The following is a 17,407-nucleotide window of genomic DNA, read 5'->3' as shown; positions in this document are numbered from 1 at the left end:
TGTGGAGTGTATCCATGGTTATTGTTCATATTGTCATCGTTCTCGCGGCCATTATCTTGGGTGCGAGAATTGGGTCCATAGGCATCGGCATGGCCGGTGGCCTGGGCGTTCTCCTTTTGGGTGTTGCGGGAGTTCCCGTAACTAGGGAAGACATTCCATTCGATGTCATCGCCATCATCATGACGGTGATTGCGGCCATCGCCGCCATGCAAAAAGCCGGCGGCATGGACTATTTGGTTCACGTGGCCGAGAAGTTCCTGCGCAAAAACCCTAAGAAAATTACGTACTACGCACCCATCGTGACGTGGCTGATGACGGTCCTTGCCGGTACCGGCCACACCTCCTTTTCCACGCTGCCGGTGATCGTCGAGGTGGCCAAGGAGGGCAAGGTTCGTCCGTCGCGCCCGCTGTCTATCGCGGTCGTCGCCGCGCAGATGGGTATCTGTGCCTCGCCAATTTCGGCCGCGGTGGTCATCCTGGCTGGCCTGCTTGAGCCCATGGGCGTGGGGTACCTTCAGGTGCTCGGCGTGCTGATTCCAGCTACCTTCCTGTCCATCTTCCCGGCAGCGTGGCTGGCCAATAGGTTTGGCAAGGAACTGGAAGATGACCCCGTCTACCAAGAGCGCAAGGCGCAGGGCTTGGTCAAAGAGCCGATTGGTGCTAGCAAATATGAGCCAAAGGAAGGCGCTAAGTCTTCCGTCGTTATCTTCCTTATCGCCATCGTTATCGTCATGGCATGGGCTACCATTTCTTCCGAGCAGGTTGGTCTCATTACGGATCCCACGTTGCCGCGCAATGAGGCGATTATGACCGTCATGCTTTCGGCCGCAACGATCATCGTGCTCAAGACCAAGATTCCGGCAGCTGACGTCCTCAACACCCCGGTATTTAAATCGGGCATGTCCGCCTGCATCTGTGTGCTGGGTGTCGCGTGGTTGGGAACCACCCTCATCAACCACTACTTGGACGATATTCAGGCCTTGGCCGGAGACGTCATCGAAGCTTCGCCATGGTTGCTGGCAGTGGTGCTCTTCTTCGCCGCAGCCCTGCTGTACTCGCAGGCCGCCACCACCAAGGCACTCATGCCCGCCGCCTTGGCGCTGGGAGTAAGCCCGGTTACCGCCGTGGCCGCATTCCCGGCAGTATCTGCCCTGTTCATCCTGCCTACCTACCCAACGTTACTGGCAGCAGTCGAAATGGATGATACGGGCACGACCAAGATCGGCAAGGCCGTCTTTAACCACCCATTCCTCATCCCCGGCGTGGTCAGCATTGTCGGTTCCGTGCTCTTGGGCTACGCACTCGGCGCGGTAATCATCTAGCGAGTCCTTCAATTCGCATTCCCAGTGGCGTCTTCTCCGCAGAGAGGGCGCCACTTTTATGTGGCAACCCCACCCGAAGAATGTTGTGTCTCACACTTCTTACCCCATGCGACTTGGCTTATGTCAGAAATCGGTAGGGTAGGTGCTATGACTACGCAGCCATCCGATGTTGAAATCGCACAAGCCCATAACCTGCAGCCGATTGCGGAGATCGCAGCCAAAGCAGGTATCCCTGAAGATGCAGTAATTCCCTTTGGTTCCACGAAGGCCAAGGTGGATATCACCAAGGTGGACTACGCCAAAGACAAGCGCGGCAAGCTCGTGCTGGTGACAGGAGTCTCCCCAACACCTGCCGGCGAGGGAAAATCCACGGTGCTTATCGGCTTGACCGATGCCTTGGACCAGATTGGGAAGAAGGCCATCGTGGCCCTCCGCGAGCCATCCCAGGGCCCGGTCATGGGCATCAAGGGCGGTGCCGCGGGCGGCGGCTACGCCCAGATTGTGCCGATGGAGGATATCAACCTGCACTTCACCGGTGACTTCCACGCCATTGCCGCGGCAACGAATACGCTGGCGGCCATCATCGACAATCACATTCACCAGGGCAACCAGCTGGGCATCGACCCGCGCCGCGTCACGTGGCAGCGCTGCGTCGACGTGAACGACCGCGCACTGCGCAATGTGGTCACTGGGCTCGGCGGCTCTGCGCACGGCGTGCCGGCAGAAACTGGCTTTACCATTACGGCGGCCTCTGAAATCATGGCCATTTTGTGCTTGGCGACGAGTCTCGATGACCTCAAGCAGCGCCTAGGCGATATCACCGTCGGCTTTACCTATGACCAGCGCCCGGTAACCGCGCGCGAGCTCGATGCGGAAGGCGCGCTGACCGCGCTGATGCGCGATGCCTTGAACCCGAACTTCGTGCAAACCCTCGGTGGGGTTCCCGCACTCGTGCACGGTGGTCCTTTTGCCAATATCGCGCACGGCTGCAACTCCTTGCTGGCGACGCAGACCGCGCTGCAGTTCGGCGATATCGTGTTGTCTGAGGCCGGCTTCGGCGCGGATCTCGGCGGCGAGAAGTTTATGGATATCAAGTCCCGGTTTGGTGACCTGGACGTGGCCGGCGCGGTGGTTGTGGCGACGATCCGCTCGCAGAAGTACAACGGGGGCGTTGCCAAGGATAAGCTCACCGAGGAAAATGTTGAGGCTCTGCAGAAGGGCATCGTCAACCTTGAGCGCCACGTAGAAAACCTGCGCAAGTTTGGTATCAAGCCCGTTGTCGCGGTGAACCTCTTCTGGTCCGATACCGAGGCGGAGCGCCAGTTTATGCGCGATTGGGCCAAGGACTTCGGCGTGGCCTTGGAAGAGGCCAACGTCTGGGCCGAAGGCGGCGCGGGAGCGACGAAGCTGGCCGAGACCTTGCTGGAGAACCTCGAGGGCGGCGCGCAGCAGCTCTATGATCCTGAAGAAGGCATCGAGGCCTCCATCGAGACCATCGCCCGCGAGATCTACCGCGCGGACCGCGTGGAATACGGCTCCAAGGCAGTGAAGGACTTGCAGTACATTAAGGACAATGGCTGGGATAAATTACCCGTTGTCATTTCCAAGACGCAGTATTCCTTCTCCGATGAAGCCACGGAACTTGGTGCTCCTGAGGGACACACATTGCACGTGCGCGAGTTACTGCCGCGCACCGGTTCCGGGTTCATCGTGGTGCTGACCGGCAACGTGATGACCATGCCGGGCCTGCCTAAGAAGCCGGCGGCCAATAATATTGACGTCGCCGCCGATGGCACGGTATCCGGACTGTTCTAAAAGGATTTAATCCGCCGCGGAGCCCGGCCACCCCGGGTACTCCGGCGGCGTGCCGCCAAATTCAGGGCATATCGCCTGATGCGCGCACCAATCACAGAGCTTGGAGCGCTTCGGGCGAAAATCCCCGGCGCGCCCATCGGCTTCAATCTTGGCCCACAGTTGGCCTAGATCGCGCTCGAAGTATTCGAGTTCCTCCTGGGTAGGAGCTAAAAACATCGAATCCAGCACCTTGAGATACATCAGCCGCAGCTGGTGGGGGATGGTGCCCAGCAGGCGCCAGTACACTAGGGCATAAAACCGCATCTGGAATTGGGCGCTGTGGGAAAAGCGCGGTGCTGGTTTCTTTCCCGTCTTATAATCCACGACGCGCACCTCGCCGGTGGGGGCGCGGTCCACGCGGTCAATAAACCCGCGCACGGGCACGCCATTGGGCAGGACCGTATTGACATACATCTCGGTTTCTTGGCAGTCGAAGCCCTGCGGGTTTTCCATCTGGAAATAGCCCTTGAGCAGCTCGCGGGCCGCGACGAAGAAGTCATACGTTTCTTCTTCGGGCACGAGCTCGAGCAGTTCAGCGTCCTTTTCTGTCATCGCGGCCCAGCTTGGTTTAATCATCTTTACCGCTGCCGGGTAGGTGCGCTCTTCACGCGGGAGTTTATGCGTTTCTTCTAGGACCGCGTGGACCAGGGTTCCCTTAACTTGGGCGATGGTTTTGGGCTCGGGAATCTTGTCGATGGCCCGGAATCGATAGAGCAGCGGGCACTGCTGGTAGTCGGAGGCGCGCGAGGGCGACAGGGCAAGAGGGCGGGGAGTAGATGAAGTAGCCATGGTGTATCTAGCCTATCGCCGATAGTTTCGTGGCAAGCTAGAAGGTATGAGTTATACCGATAAGTTCCTTGATTTTCTGGCGGCCTCGCCGTCGTCGTACCACGCCGCGCATGAGGTAGCGCGCCAGCTGCAAGAATCTGGCTTCCAGATTCAGGATGAGCGCGAGGATTGGTCGGCTGCACCGGGCGGGCACGTCATGGTCCGCGGCGGCGCGGTTACCGCGTGGTACGTGCCGGAAGGCGCCGATAAGAACTCCGGTTTCCGCATCGTTGGCTCGCATACTGATTCGCCGGGCCTGGCGCTTAAGCCCACGCCCGATTTTTCTGCTGCGGGCTGGCAGCAGGTCGCGGTAGAAATCTACGGCGGCGCCTTGCTGCACACGTGGTTTGACCGCGAACTGACCGTCGCCGGCCAGGTTGTGACCACGGATGGGCGCCAGCACCTCGTGAATACGGGCCCAGTCCTGCGCCTTCCTTCGCTGGCTATTCACTTGTACCGCAAGGATGAGTTCAAGCCGGACCGCCAAAAGCACATGCAGCCGGTGCTGACGGTCGGCGATGAAGAGGCGTCGATCCTGCAGGTGGTGGGGGAGCAGGCGGGCATCGCTGAGCAGGATATTGCTTCCTTCAACCTGATTACGGCCGATGCCGCCCGGGGTGCGGTCTTTGGCGCGGGCGAAAAGTTTATCGCAGCCGGCCGCATGGATAACCTGTCTTCGGTGCACGCCTCGCTGGAGGCCATGCAGAATGCCGCGCAGGACTATGATGGCTCCGATATTTTGGTCATGATGGCGTTTGACCACGAGGAAGTGGGATCGAGCTCCCGTTATGGTGCCGCCGGGCCCATCCTGCAGGACGTGCTGACCCGTACCGCGCGCGCCTTGGGGGCCAATGAGGAAGAGCGTTTCCAAATGTATGCCCGGTCTAGTTGCGTGTCTGCCGATGCCGCGCACTCGGTACACCCCAACTACGTGGATAAACACGATCCCACCCACCATCCAATTATTGGGCAAGGCCCCGTGACCAAGATCAACGGCAACCAGCGCTATGCCTCCGATGCACAGACGATCGCGCTGTGGGAGACCGCGTGTGCCAAGGCTGGGGTTCCGGTGCAGCGTTTCGTGGGCAATAACGACGTGCCGTGCGGATCGACCATCGGCCCCATTACCGCAACGCGGCTGGGCATCGACACCGTCGATGTGGGCGTGCCGATGCTGTCGATGCACTCCGCGCGCGAGATGGTGGGCGAGCAGGACCAAATATGGCTCTCGCGGGCACTTGAGGCATACTTGAAGGGTTAGTACCCACAACCTCGAGGAGTTTTGCGGCATGGCTTATTCTGGCCCCTTTTCCTATGGCGACCGCGTGCAGCTGACGGACGCCAAGCGGCGCCACTACACGGTCATTTTGAAAGAAGGAGGCCAGTTCCATTCCCATAAAGGCATAATCAACCACGATGACATCGTGGGGATGGATGAAGGTTCCGTCATCGAGTCCACCTTGGGCTCGTCCTTCCTGCTCTTCCGCCACCTCATGGTGGATCACGTCCTCTCGATGCCGCGCGGCGCCGCCGTTATTTATCCCAAGGACGCCGCGCAAATCTTGGTCGAGGGCGATATTTTCATGGGCGCCCGCGTGCTGGAGGCTGGTGCGGGCTCCGGCGCCTTGTCGATGTCCCTCCTGCGCGCCGTGGGCCCCGAAGGCCACGTCTATTCCTACGAGATCCGCGACGATCACTTGGAGTACGCGGTCGATAACGTTGAGGAATACTTTGGCGCCCGCCCCGAGTGGTGGTCGCCGCGCCTAGGCGATCTCGGTGATGTCACCGCTGAGGACCTCGGCGGCCCGGTCGACCGCATCATCTTGGACATGCTTGAGCCCTGGGAGAACCTGGAGACCGTGCGCGATCTGCTGATCCCCGGCGGCGTATTCATGACCTATGTGGCAACGGTCCCGCAGCTGATGAAGGTCATGGAGGGCATCCGCGAGCTGCAATGCTTTACCGAGCCGAAGGCGTGGGAATCCCTCGTGCGCGAATGGAAGGTAGAAGGCCTAGCCACCCGCCCGGAGCACCGCATGAACGCGCATACCGCATTCCTTATTTGGACCAGGCGGCTTGCCGATGGCGTCACCCCGCCGCGCCCCCAGCGCCGCGCCCGCAAATAAGGTGCACAGTTTTAAGTACACGGGTGTAATTAATTACTAAAGTGGCCTCGCTCATAGCTGCTCGCGCGTTAAAGTGGTGTGCATGGATGAAGCCACGGATAATAAGCGGCAACTCAGCCAGCTTGCTGCGCGCAACCAAAAGCTGGTGGAGCTATTACAGAAATCGCGCGCCGAGCTCGAGCAGTTATTTGCTGAGGTCAATGCGCTTGCAGAGCCCGCCTCTACATATGGGGTCTTTTTGGCCTACTCGCCGCACCAAAGCGAGGTAGGCACCACCGCGGAGGTCTATACCAACGGCCGCGTCATGCAGCTCAAGGTCTCTCCCAACGTGGAGCCGGGCAGCCTGCAGGTGGGCCAACAGGTCCGGCTGGGCGATGGCTTCGTGGTCGTCGAAGGCTGCGCTCCTACGAGGACTGGCGAGCTTGCCACCGTGGTCGAGCGCTTGGACCAGCGCCGCGCCGTCGTGGCTAATTCTGCGGGGGATAACCGCGTTGTTCTGCTCGCACAGGCGCTGCAAGAAAGCGTGCGCGCGGGCGAGGTAGTACTGCTGGATACAAAGGCTTCCGTGGCCGTGGAAAAGGTCGATCAAGCAGAGGTTTCCCAGCTTTCGCTGGAAGAGGTACCCGATGTGCGCTACGAGGACATCGGTGGCTTGGACGAGCAGATTTCCCAGATCCGCGATTCCGTCGAGCTGCCCTTTATCCACCCCGAGCTCTACCGGCAGTATGGCTTGCAACCGCCCAAGGGTGTGTTGCTTTATGGCCCACCCGGCTGCGGAAAGACGCTCATTGCTAAGGCCGTGGCGAACTCCCTGTCTACCCAGATGGGGGGAGACGGATCCAGCTACTTCCTCAATGTCAAGGGCCCAGAGCTGCTGAATAAGTACGTCGGTGAGACCGAGCGCCGCATCCGGCTTATCTTTGAGCGCGCCCGCGAGCTCGCCCAGGCCAGCGCGGATCGCCCCGTGGTCATCTTCTTTGATGAGATGGAATCCATTTTCCGCACCCGCGGATCCGGGGTCTCGTCCGATATGGAAACCACCGTCGTTCCCCAGCTGCTGACTGAGCTCGATGGCGTGGAGGGCCTCAGCAATGTGGTCATCATCGGCGCCACCAACCGGGAAGAGCTCATTGACCCCGCCATCATGCGCCCGGGCCGGCTGGATATGAAGGTGCGCATCAATCGGCCTACCAAGCGCGGCGCGCGCGAGATTTTCGCCCGCCACTTCGATCCATCCATTCCACACGAGGGCGATATCGACGAGCTCATCGTCGATGCCGTGGACGAGCTATATAGCGATAGGCCGTTTGCGCAGCTGCACTTTAGCAATGGGCAGCGCCAGGTCCTGCACTACCGCGATTTCGTCTCTGGCGCGATGATCGCCAATATCCTGGCCCGGGCAAAGAAGCTGGCCATCAAGGAGGCGTTATCGCACCACGGTGCGCCGCGCGCCGCGGAGGAAGGCGATGGGGGCGTTAAAGGGGGCATCGGCAAGCAGCACCTGCGCACCGCCATCGCCGCTGAGCAGGAAGAATCGGAATACATGCCAACCTCGACCAACCCCGAGGAATGGAGCAAGATCGTTTCCGCGGATCACGGCGGATCGCGTGTGACCAGTGTGGAACTTTTGAGTGGAAGGAGCTGTACGTGGCCCGTGTGCTAGGAACGGAAACGGAATACGGTATTTCTACTCCGGATTCGCCGGAGCATTCCCCAATCATTACCTCGACCCATGCGGTGGTGGCCTATGCTGCGCTGTATACGGGCGCGCGTTCGCGCTGGGATTTTGCGGAAGAGCACCCCTTGCGGGACTCGCGCGGTTTTGATCTCAAGCGCTACGATACGGTGCCCGTGGTAGACCCCAATGCGGTTGGTGTGGCCAATGTTGTCACCCCGAGCGGGGCGCGGTTCTATGTGGACCATGCCCACCCCGAGTATTCCGCTCCGGAGTGCACGAATGCGTGGGACGCGACGCTCTATGACGCCGCCGGCGATCACACGTTGCTGCAGGCCCGGGATGCTGTGGCGGAGCTGACGGCACAGGGAAACTCCGTCTTGGCGGACCGGCAGCCGTGCCCGCCGCTGCGGTTGTACAAGAATAACGTCGATGGCAAGGGCGCCAGCTACGGTTCGCATGAGAACTATCAGTATGCTCGCAGCACCGATTTTTCGGTCATGGCCCAGGCGCTGATTCCCTTCTTCGTGGCCCGGCAGGTCGTCATTGGTGCTGGGCGCATGGGGCGCGGGGAGTTTGGCGAGGAACCGGGGTTCCAGATTTCCCAGCGCGCGGATTATATTGAGCAGGAAATCTCCCTGGAAACCACCCTCAACCGCGGCATTATCAATACCCGCGACGAGCCCCATGCCATCCACGATGACTTCGGCCGCCTGCACGTCATCATCGGCGATGCGAATATGTCGCAGACCTCGACGCTGCTGAAATTGGGCATGACCTCGCTGGTGCTCGATGCCATTGAGGCCGGCACGGACTTTAGCGATCTGCGCCTTGCCGATGCCGTCGCGGAGGTCCCCCTGGTAAGCCGCGACCTCGAATTGCGCCACCGGCTCACGCTTGCCGATGGCCGCACGCTCACCGCCCTCGAGCTGCTCGCCGAATACCGTCGCCGCCTGCAGCCGGAGACTTCCGCCGACCACAAGGTGCTGGCGGCCTGGGACGAGGCAGTAGAGCTGCTTGCCGATGACCCCCTCAAGGCCGCCCACCTCCTAGATTGGGTGGCCAAGTACCGGTTGATCAAGAGCTACCTCGACCGCGGCATCGCCCCAGATGATCCCAAGCTGCGCCTCATCGACTTGCAATACGCGGAAATCGATCCCGAGAAGTCGCTGCACCATGCGCTGGTGCGCAAGGGGCAGATGCGCCAGCTCTTTACCGCTGAAGACCTACACCACGCTGCGGCCGAGCCGCCCGCCGACACCCGAGCATATTTCCGCGGGCGCATAACGCAGAAATTCGGCGAAGACATCATCGCCGCCAGTTGGCAAAGCCTCACCCTGCGCCGTGGTGCTACGGACGGGCGCTCCCGCAATGGCGTCTGGGCCACCGTGGCCATGGATGATACCCGCGGCCTTACCCGCGCGGACTGCGAAGGCATTATCGAGGGCGCCAGCAGCGTAGAGGAGTTACTTGAAGGGCTTGCTGCCATCGGCATCCAGCCCGAGTATCGTAAGTAATGATCACCTAATATGACGAAAGGATGACACCGTGTCCACTTCGAATCGCCAGGTTTCTAGCAATAATGGGGGAAATGGCCCCGAGTCAGAGGAAGAATTTACCGCTACCCAGCTCAATATCAACACCTCTGGCACCGATGATCTCTTGGATGAGATCGATGGCCTGCTAGAAAATAACGCGGAAGAATTCGTCCGCTCGTACGTCCAAAAGGGCGGACAGTAGGCGTGGAATCCACCCGTCCCGTTTTTGCCCGGCGGATCATGGGCATCGAAACCGAGTACGGCCTGTCCACCGCGACGCCGAAGAGCCAGCGGGCATTAAGTCCGGATGAGGTTGCGCGCGTGCTCTTTCGGCCGATCGTGGAAAAGTACGCCTCGTCCAATATCTTTGCCACCAATGCCAGCCGCCTGTACCTCGACGTCGGCTCGCACCCTGAGGTAGCCACCGCCGAATGCGATAGCCTCAGCCAGCTCATCGCCCATGAATGCGCCGGTGACCGCGTGATGAACCGCCTAGCCCTGCAGGCAGAAGACGCTTTGGCCGAAGAAGGAAACGAGCGCGCGGTCTACCTTTTTAAGAACAACGTCGATTCCGCCGGGCACTCCTTTGGCTGCCACGAGAATTACCTCATTAGCCGGCACATGGTCCTCAAAGACCTGGGCGTGGCGCTCTTGCCGTTCTTGATTACCCGCCAACTTATCTGCGGGGCGGGAATGGTACAGCCTGCCAAGGGCGATCACCCCGCGCAATTCCTCTTATCCCAGCGCGCCGATCAGGTATGGGAGGGCGTATCGTCCGCGACCACCCGTTCCCGGCCCATCATCAATACCCGCGATGAGCCGCATGGGGATTCCAAGCGCTTCCGCCGCATGCACATCATCGTCGGCGATTCCAATATGGCAGAGCCCACCATCGCACTAAAGGTCGGCTCCACCCTGCTCATGTTAGAGATGCTGGAGGCAGGCTTCGAGCTACCCGAGCTCGAGATCGCAGATCCAATCCACCACATTCGCTCCATTGCGCGCGATGTGACCGGCTCAACGCCGTTGCCGCTTGTTAGCGGGGGAACCATTACAGCCTTGGAGGTCCAGCAGCAGCTTTGCGCGCGGGCCCGCGATTGGCTCGCCCACCGCGAAGACGCCGGCACGCCCACGGCGGAATTGGAGCGCGTCGTTGACCTGTGGGAGCGCATTCTGCGCGCCATCGAGACCGGAGACTTTTCTGGGGTGAACCGCGAGATCGATTGGGTCATCAAGCTCGAGCTGCTTGAACGCTACCGCTCCCGTTTGGGTGGTGACTGGGCGCATCCGAAGCTGACGCAGGTCGATATGACCTATCACGATATCCGGCCCGGGCGAGGCTTATATGACGTGCTGCTGCGCCGTGGGATGATCGAGCGCTGGATCGAAGATGAAGACATCGAGCGTGCGGTATCCGCCGCGCCGCCGACCACGCGCGCGGCTTTGCGCGGAAAGTTCCTAGCTGCGGCCGAAGAATGCGGCGCGCACGTGACCGTGGATTGGACGCGGCTGAAGGTTAACCGCCCAGAACCGCGCACCGAGGAACTGCTCGATCCCTTCACGTCCACCGATCCGCGCGTTGAGGCATTGCTAGACTATATGCACGATAATCACGCCTAGGGCGTGCACATTGAGCACTGGGGAGAGTAGACAACGTGGTGGCATCACGATCCACGCCGAGCCGGCAGGATGCGGCGGTAGAAAGGCTCACCAACCTATCCTTTGCGCTGCAAGGAGTGGCGAATTCGGGTGGTTCACCGGACCGCTCCGCGGCCTGGATCCGCAGCCACGTCGCAGGTTATAGCGATAAATCCGACGAGGCTTTTACCAAGGCGCTGGCTCGCGATATCGCCACCTTGCAACGCGCCGGAGTCCCCATCGTGCACACCGGTGGGGAAGACGGCGCCTCGTACCGCCTCGACCAAAGCAATTACCAGCTCCCGCCGGTGGAATTTTCACCGGAAGAAGCGATGGTGCTTGGCATCGCAGGGGGAGTGGGAACCCCTGGTGGCTTGAGCGATTTCTCCCTGTCCGGGTGGACCAAGATTGCCGCCTCGGGTGCTTCCCGGAACCTGGAGGGCGCGCCCGTTTATACCGCGGTCAATGACATCACCCGCCTCGCACCCGAGGTCATCACCTTCGTCCTGGCCGCCGTGCGTAATAAAGTCCGCATTACCTTTGCCTACCGCCCCCATCCGGCAGCAGAGACCGTGCGCCGCACCATGGATCCCTGGGGAGTGGTCAACCATCAAAGCCGCATCTATATCGTTGGCTTTGATGTGGACCGCGCCGCCCCGCGCGTCTTCCGCGCCTTAAGGCTTTCCGATATCAAAAGGTCCCACCAGCCGGCTGAGCATATCGAGCCGACGGTGGACATCGACAAGCTCGTCAAAGAGGCGCTACAGCGTGGCGAAAAGGTGGACGCGACCCTGCATATCCCTGAAGGTCAAGCCCAAGAGCTAGAAAGCGCGGGGGAGCGCACCGCCGAAGGCACCGTAGTGCTGACCGGGGTCCAAAAAGATTGGTTGGTGCGCACCGCAGCGGGCTATGCCCCAGAAGTAAAAGTGCTCGATCCCCCTGAGGTGCGCACTGACATCATTAACCTATTGCGCACAGCCGCCAACCACAACGGAGCTGAGTAAACCAATGGCCGATGGATCTCATAAACTGCAGGCGCTCGTCCGGTCGCTCAACCTCATCCCATATTTTCAAAACCATCCGGATAAAACCCCGATGGAGGCGGCCGCGGATTTGGGGATGGACCCAGGAGAGCTCAAAGATGCCGTGGACCGGCTATTTTGCTCTGGGACCGGGCGCAATACCGAAGAGCTCATCGATCTCTCTTTCAGCTACCGCGATGGGGTCACCATCTACAACGACCAAGGGCTGGGACAAGCATTGCGGCTTACCCCAACCGAGGCCGGCGCACTCCTGCTTACCCTAGAATCCCTCGAGGCTATGCCCGGGCTGCTGGATGCCAGAGCGATTAAGTCGGCCGCGGAAAAATTGCGCTCCATTATGGATGAGCGCACGCTGAGCATTTATGACACATTATCGACGGTGGACCCGCAAGAATCCGATATCCAGGCAACCTTAAACCGCGGGCTCAATGAAAAACGGCGCATCCGGATGCGCTATTGGAGTGCTTCATCTAATAAGGAAACCGAGCGCCTAGTTGATCCGGCCCGGATCTTCATCGTGGATGCGGAGCCTTATCTCGCGGCGTGGGAGGAAGAAAAGCAGGGGCACAGGACCTTCCGCATCGACCGCATCAAGCATGCCGAATTGACCGAGGAAACCGCTCATCCGCGTCTCAAGGAGTTGGATTTCGACGCTGCGGCACCCTTTAATTTAGGTACGGCGGATTCCGTGGAATTAGCCATCCGCGAAGAATTCACCTGGTTGGCAGAATACTACGACATGCAACTAGGAAAACGCCTAGAAAACGGCACCATAGCTGCGACAATGCAGGTGGGATCGGTAGATTGGGTGGTTCGTTTCGCCCTCGGTCAGGCAGATAGGTTACGCGTTATAGCCCCGCAATCTATCGTGAATCTCATTGCGGAACGCGGGAATGCCGCGTTGAAGGGCTATACTTAATTTTCAGTTACTGCACGCACATGCGTCTTACACGTGCCCCGCGACTATTCCCCGCGAAGGGAGCGCCCGCGGCGGCTACCCGGCGCAGGCAAAGAAGAACCGAAAGAGGATCTTATGACCTTAGGACCATTGGAAATCGGCCTGATTGTTCTTGTCATCATCTTGCTATTTGGCGCGAAGAAATTGCCCGATCTTGCTCGTTCCATGGGCCGTTCGATGCGCATTTTCAAATCCGAGGTCAATGAAATGCAATCGGAGGACTCCAAGCGCTCTGAGGCGCAAGCTCAATTGAGCCAGAAGCGCCAGCAGTCCGATGAGGAGTTCTGGAACCGCCCGGATATGCAACCTGGCCACCAGCAGGGAAACTCTTCCTCTCAGAATTAACGCCTGCCAGCTAAAAAGGCGAACACGCTCTGCCTATGCACTCGCCGGCCGCGCAGGAGCGCGGCCCTCAAAACCGAGTGGGCAGGGTAGTGTTCGTTCTTGTGCGTTGAAAGAGCCAAATTGATGTCCTCACAGTCCCACCCTGCCGGCGAACCAGGAACCCGCGTGCGCCGCAAGCGGCGAGGTTTTTCACGCAAGCCCAAGAACCCGACGGGCGAGATGACCTTAGTGCAGCACCTGCAAGAGCTGCGGCGAAGGATCATCATCTCCTTGCTGGCCTTGGTCATCGGCGCGATCATCGGTTTCATTTGGTATCAGCAGGCGCCCTTCCGGATTCCGCCGCTGGGAGAAATCCTGCGCGAACCGTATTGCTCTTTGCCGGAAGATAAGCGGGCCAATTTCAATAACGATGGCGAATGCCGCTTGCTTGCCACCAGCCCCTTCGAGATGCTGATTTTGCGCCTGAAGGTCGGCACCTTGGCAGGCACGGTGCTTTCATCCCCGGTCTGGCTCTACCAGGTGTGGGCATTCATCGTCCCTGGGCTGCATAAGAATGAGCGCCGCTATACCTTAAGCTTCGTCGCTGTGGCCGTCTTCCTGTTCTTGGTGGGCGCCATCTTGGCCTACTTCATCTTGTCCGTGGGCCTAGAATTCCTCATCGGCATCGGCGCCGAGTATCAAACAGCAGCATTAACCGGTGAGCGATACTTCTACTTTCTCTTGGCGCTCTTGCTCATCTTCGGCATCAGCTTCGAGATTCCGCTGTTGATCGTCTCGCTCAACCTCATTGGCGTCTTGGAATATAACCACGTCAAGGACAAGCGCCGCATTATCATCGTCGCCGTGATGATCTTCGCCGCCTTCGTGACTCCGGGCCAAGATCCCTTCACGATGGTGGTCTTGTCCGCCTGCCTCTTGTTGCTTATTGAGATTGCATTCCAGTTCTGCCGCGTTCACGATAAACGCCAGAACCGTGAGCGCCCTGCGTGGATGGATCTCGATGATGAATCCGCGTCCGCGCTTGATGAGGGCCCCACGGGCGTAGGCGGGCCCGCGCCTGTCGATGCCCCCTCGGGAGTGTATGCCTCGCCAAAGCCCGCGGCACCCAGCGCGTCAGCGCAGACTGTCCGCGCGGAAAATCGTGCGTCAGATAGCAACTCGCAGCAGGCTGGGGAGCGCAAGGGGCCGCACCGGCCTACCGATGAAGGCGGCTTTTTCGACGACGTGCTTTAAGCACGGGTAGCCTTGTGAGATATGACTGAGACTCACCTGGATACCTTTGCTGCCGGCCTCCCATACCCCTTGGATGAGTTCCAGGTGCAGGGGTGTGAGGCGGTAGAAAATGGCCAAGGGGTGCTCGTTTGTGCCCCTACCGGTGCAGGTAAAACCGTCGTTGGCGAGTTCGCCGTTTCTTTGGCCCTAAGCCGCGGCACGAAGTGCTTTTATACCACCCCGATTAAGGCGCTGAGCAACCAGAAATACCACGACCTCGTTGCTGAGCACGGCGATGATGCCGTTGGTCTGCTCACTGGCGATGTCTCTATCAACGCCGATGCCGAAATCGTCGTCATGACCACCGAGGTGCTGCGGAATATGATCTACGCGGATTCTCCCGCGCTGGATAGGCTTACCCACGTGGTCATGGATGAAATCCACTTCCTTGCGGATGCCTCCCGCGGTGCGGTCTGGGAGGAAGTCATCTTGAACTTGGCGGACCACGTATCCATCATTGGACTATCTGCCACCGTGTCCAATTCCGAGGAATTCGGTGAATGGCTCGCTACGGTCCGGGGTGATACCTCGGTCATTGTGACCGAACACCGTCCAGTCCCGCTCGATCAATGGATGATGTTGGGCCGCAAGATTTATCCGCTCTTTGAGCCGGAATCCGGCGGCCAGGTCAATTCTGAGTTAGAGCGCCGCATTCAGCGCTTGGAGGCAGGCGATAGCGATGATGGGCGCGCGGACTATAAATCTGGCAAGGGTTTTCGCGCGAGGGCGCGCCACAAAGGCGGCGGGCGCAGCGAATTCCACGGGAAGGCAGGCGGGCGTTCCGGTTCTTCCCGCCCGCAAGATCGCTACCGCCCCTTAGGGCGCCCGGAGGTGCTCAAGGTGCTGCAATCGCAAGATATGCTGCCCGCGATTACCTTTATTTTTTCCCGCGCCGGTTGCGATGGCGCCCTCTATCAGTGCCTGCGCAGCAGGATGGTGTTGACGACGCAAGAGGAAGCAGAAGAGATCAAGGCCATCGTCGATGCCGGCGTCGAAGGCATCCCAGAGGAGGACTTGCAGGTCTTGGATTTCCGTCGGTGGCGCGAGGCGCTTTCGCGCGGTTTTGCCGCCCACCACGCAGGGATGCTCCCGGCGTTTCGCCACATCGTAGAAGATCTCTTCGTCCGCGGTTTGGTGCGCGCCGTATTCGCTACCGAAACCCTTGCCCTGGGCATTAATATGCCCGCTCGCACGGTGGTGCTCGAAAAGCTCATTAAGTTCAATGGAGAGGCGCACGTCGATCTCACGCCGGGCCAATACACGCAGCTGACTGGGCGCGCTGGCCGGCGTGGAATCGATACCCTGGGCAACGCGGTCGTGCAGTGGGCACCGGCTATGGATCCGCGTTTTGTCGCCGGTTTGGCATCGACCCGCACGTATCCGCTTATTTCCACGTTTGCGCCGGGCTATAACATGGCCATTAACCTGTTGGGCATGCACGGTTTTGAGGACTCGCTGCGGTTGCTGGAAAAGTCCTTCGCGCAGTTCCAAGCCGATGGCTCCGTGGTGGAAGAGACCCGCGAATTAGAGCGCGCGGAGCATCGCGTGCGCGAGTTGCGGGAGCAGCTTGATGATGCGGTGGATGCCCTCGCACCACCAGCCAAGGACGGCGAAGATCCCGCCGAGGTGCTCATGGATTATATCCGGTTGCGCCGCGAGCTGACGGCGGAAGAAAAACAATCCAAGGTTGATAAGGAACACCAACGCACCCAGGAAGTGGTCGCGGTGCTTGCCCGCCTGCAATTAGGTGATGTCATCGCGATTGCCGGAAAGAAGCGGCCCACCCTTGCCGCGGTGGTCACCCCGGCTAATCAGACTGAGGATCCACGCCCGTGGGTGACCACGGAATCTGGGTGGTCTGGGCGCATCGATGCCACCGGGATTAGCAATCCACCGATTCAGCTGGGCCGTATAAAGATCCCGAAGCCGGTGCGGAAGAATCCGCGGCGCAATACCAAGTACATCCAGGATATCTTCTACCGCGAAAAGTTTGACCGCCCGAAGCGGATGAAGTCGAAGCCACGTTTGCGACCAAATAAGCGGGTAGGTGAGTTGCGCGATGCCATTCGCGAGCACCCTGCGCACGAGTGGCCCGCCACCGATAGGGAGCAACTGGCCGGGGTGGCGCAGAAGTTGGCGCGGCGCGAGCGCGACCTCGAAAAGCTGCAGGCCAAGGTGGATAAGGCAACCGATACATTGGGTCGCACCTTTGAGCGTATCGTGGATCTGCTCGCGGAGATGGACTATGTCGAGTTCTCTGGTGCCGGCAGCGATCGCACGCCGGTCATCACTGAGGAAGGCGAGCGCCTGGCAAAGATTCATAGCGAATCCGATCTGCTCGTTGCCCAATGCCTGAAGCGAGGCATTTGGGATGAGCTGGATCCGGCGGAATTGGCCGGCGTTGCATCTCTGTGCTGCTTTGAAAATAGGAAGGCCACTGGGGGCCAGCCGGAAGCGGCAACGGACCGCATGGCCGATGCCATGAATGCGACCTGGCGCATCTACACCGAGCTCGGCGCGGATGAACGCCGCCACCGCTTGCCCCCGACGCGCGAGCCGGAAGCCGGCTTTGCGCTGGCCATTCACCAGTGGGCGGCGGGTGCGCCCTTGGGCTATTGCATGGCGGCGGCCAATGAGGCGGGCGCGGAGCTTACTCCCGGTGATTTCGTGCGGTGGTGCCGCCAAGTTGTGGACCTCCTGCAGCAAATTGCCAAGACTGGCTACGATGGCCAGATTCAGCGCAATGCGCGCCGCGCAATGGATGCCATCCAACGCGGGGTCGTCGCGATCGGGGCTTAAGCTAGTGCG

General features: G+C 60.1%; 14 protein-coding genes. 13 read left to right on the top strand and 1 reads right to left on the bottom strand.

Annotated elements, in window-relative coordinates; translation table 11 throughout:
• The first annotated feature begins 14 nt into the window (after window positions 1–14).
• Window positions 15–1,322 (top strand): anaerobic C4-dicarboxylate transporter, encoded by a 1,308-nt coding sequence (locus CACC_RS06255; protein ID WP_005279191.1) that lies wholly within the window; start codon window positions 15–17, stop codon window positions 1,320–1,322.
• A 147-nt stretch (window positions 1,323–1,469) separates the two neighbouring features.
• Complete coding sequence (locus CACC_RS06250) at window positions 1,470–3,137, top strand: formate--tetrahydrofolate ligase (protein WP_005279192.1); 1,668 nt, start codon at window positions 1,470–1,472, stop codon at window positions 3,135–3,137.
• Window positions 3,138–3,143: 6 nt separating this feature from the next.
• Here the strand turns inward: CACC_RS06250 and CACC_RS06245 are convergent, their stop codons facing one another.
• Window positions 3,144–3,965 carry a RecB family exonuclease gene (locus tag CACC_RS06245; RefSeq protein ID WP_005279193.1) on the bottom strand — a complete coding sequence of 274 codons (822 nt, stop codon included), beginning with the start codon at window positions 3,963–3,965 and terminating at the stop codon, window positions 3,144–3,146.
• A gap of 46 nt (window positions 3,966–4,011) precedes the next feature.
• Between CACC_RS06245 and CACC_RS06240 the strand changes: the two genes are divergently transcribed.
• The 11 genes from CACC_RS06240 to CACC_RS06190 all read left to right on the top strand — a co-directional run bounded on the left by CACC_RS06240 (window position 4,012) and on the right by CACC_RS06190 (window position 17,398).
• Complete coding sequence (locus CACC_RS06240; protein ID WP_005279194.1) at window positions 4,012–5,265, top strand: M18 family aminopeptidase; 1,254 nt, start codon at window positions 4,012–4,014, stop codon at window positions 5,263–5,265.
• Between the two features lie 28 nt (window positions 5,266–5,293).
• The gene (locus CACC_RS06235; RefSeq protein ID WP_005279195.1) at window positions 5,294–6,130 is read left to right on the top strand and encodes a tRNA (adenine-N1)-methyltransferase; all 837 of its coding nucleotides are present in this window, start codon (window positions 5,294–5,296) and stop codon (window positions 6,128–6,130) included.
• Between the two features lie 82 nt (window positions 6,131–6,212).
• A complete protein-coding gene (gene arc, locus CACC_RS06230; RefSeq protein ID WP_005279197.1) occupies window positions 6,213–7,793 on the top strand; it encodes a proteasome ATPase in 1,581 nt (526 codons plus the stop codon).
• Complete coding sequence (gene dop / locus CACC_RS06225; protein WP_005279199.1) at window positions 7,778–9,322, top strand: depupylase/deamidase Dop; 1,545 nt, start codon at window positions 7,778–7,780, stop codon at window positions 9,320–9,322. The genes arc and dop overlap by 16 nt, the downstream gene beginning before the upstream one ends.
• 31 nt (window positions 9,323–9,353) lie before the next feature.
• On the top strand, window positions 9,354–9,545 hold the full coding sequence (locus CACC_RS06220; protein WP_005279201.1) for a ubiquitin-like protein Pup: 192 nt from the start codon (window positions 9,354–9,356) through the stop codon (window positions 9,543–9,545).
• Between the two features lie 38 nt (window positions 9,546–9,583).
• Window positions 9,584–10,963 (top strand): Pup--protein ligase, encoded by a 1,380-nt coding sequence (gene pafA / locus CACC_RS06215; protein ID WP_005279203.1) that lies wholly within the window; start codon window positions 9,584–9,586, stop codon window positions 10,961–10,963.
• Window positions 10,964–10,998: 35 nt separating this feature from the next.
• On the top strand, window positions 10,999–11,985 hold the full coding sequence (locus tag CACC_RS06210; protein ID WP_035108479.1) for a helix-turn-helix transcriptional regulator: 987 nt from the start codon (window positions 10,999–11,001) through the stop codon (window positions 11,983–11,985).
• 4 nt (window positions 11,986–11,989) lie between these two features.
• Complete coding sequence (locus CACC_RS06205; RefSeq protein ID WP_005279208.1) at window positions 11,990–12,943, top strand: helix-turn-helix transcriptional regulator; 954 nt, start codon at window positions 11,990–11,992, stop codon at window positions 12,941–12,943.
• Between the two features lie 114 nt (window positions 12,944–13,057).
• Window positions 13,058–13,327, top strand: coding sequence for a Sec-independent protein translocase subunit TatA (gene tatA / locus CACC_RS06200; protein ID WP_005279210.1), 270 nt, complete (start codon window positions 13,058–13,060; stop codon window positions 13,325–13,327).
• A 123-nt stretch (window positions 13,328–13,450) separates the two neighbouring features.
• A complete protein-coding gene (gene tatC / locus CACC_RS06195) occupies window positions 13,451–14,560 on the top strand; it encodes a twin-arginine translocase subunit TatC (RefSeq protein ID WP_155802719.1) in 1,110 nt (369 codons plus the stop codon).
• A gap of 21 nt (window positions 14,561–14,581) precedes the next feature.
• A complete protein-coding gene (locus tag CACC_RS06190; RefSeq protein ID WP_005279213.1) occupies window positions 14,582–17,398 on the top strand; it encodes a DEAD/DEAH box helicase in 2,817 nt (938 codons plus the stop codon).
• Window positions 17,399–17,407: the final 9 nt, after the last annotated feature.

This window comes from Corynebacterium accolens (assembly GCF_023520795.1).
GTDB lineage: Bacteria > Actinomycetota > Actinomycetes > Mycobacteriales > Mycobacteriaceae > Corynebacterium > Corynebacterium accolens.
Note: the sequence above shows the minus strand (reverse complement) of the source record. Positions and strands in the feature narration are given on the sequence as shown.

Bases quoted from the DNA above. Each gene is read 5' to 3' on its own strand.
- CACC_RS06255 (WP_005279191.1), top strand. From the start codon at position 15: ATGGTTATTGTTCATATTGTCATCGTTCTCGCGGCCATTATCTTGGGT.
- CACC_RS06250 (WP_005279192.1), top strand. From the start codon at position 1,470: ATGACTACGCAGCCATCCGATGTTGAAATCGCACAAGCCCATAACCTG.
- CACC_RS06245 (WP_005279193.1), bottom strand. From the start codon at position 3,965: ATGGCTACTTCATCTACTCCCCGCCCTCTTGCCCTGTCGCCCTCGCGC.
- CACC_RS06240 (WP_005279194.1), top strand. From the start codon at position 4,012: ATGAGTTATACCGATAAGTTCCTTGATTTTCTGGCGGCCTCGCCGTCG.
- CACC_RS06235 (WP_005279195.1), top strand. From the start codon at position 5,294: ATGGCTTATTCTGGCCCCTTTTCCTATGGCGACCGCGTGCAGCTGACG.
- arc (WP_005279197.1), top strand. From the start codon at position 6,213: ATGGATGAAGCCACGGATAATAAGCGGCAACTCAGCCAGCTTGCTGCG.
- pafA (WP_005279203.1), top strand. From the start codon at position 9,584: ATGGGCATCGAAACCGAGTACGGCCTGTCCACCGCGACGCCGAAGAGC.
- CACC_RS06205 (WP_005279208.1), top strand. From the start codon at position 11,990: ATGGCCGATGGATCTCATAAACTGCAGGCGCTCGTCCGGTCGCTCAAC.
- tatA (WP_005279210.1), top strand. From the start codon at position 13,058: ATGACCTTAGGACCATTGGAAATCGGCCTGATTGTTCTTGTCATCATC.
- tatC (WP_155802719.1), top strand. From the start codon at position 13,451: ATGTCCTCACAGTCCCACCCTGCCGGCGAACCAGGAACCCGCGTGCGC.
- CACC_RS06190 (WP_005279213.1), top strand. From the start codon at position 14,582: ATGACTGAGACTCACCTGGATACCTTTGCTGCCGGCCTCCCATACCCC.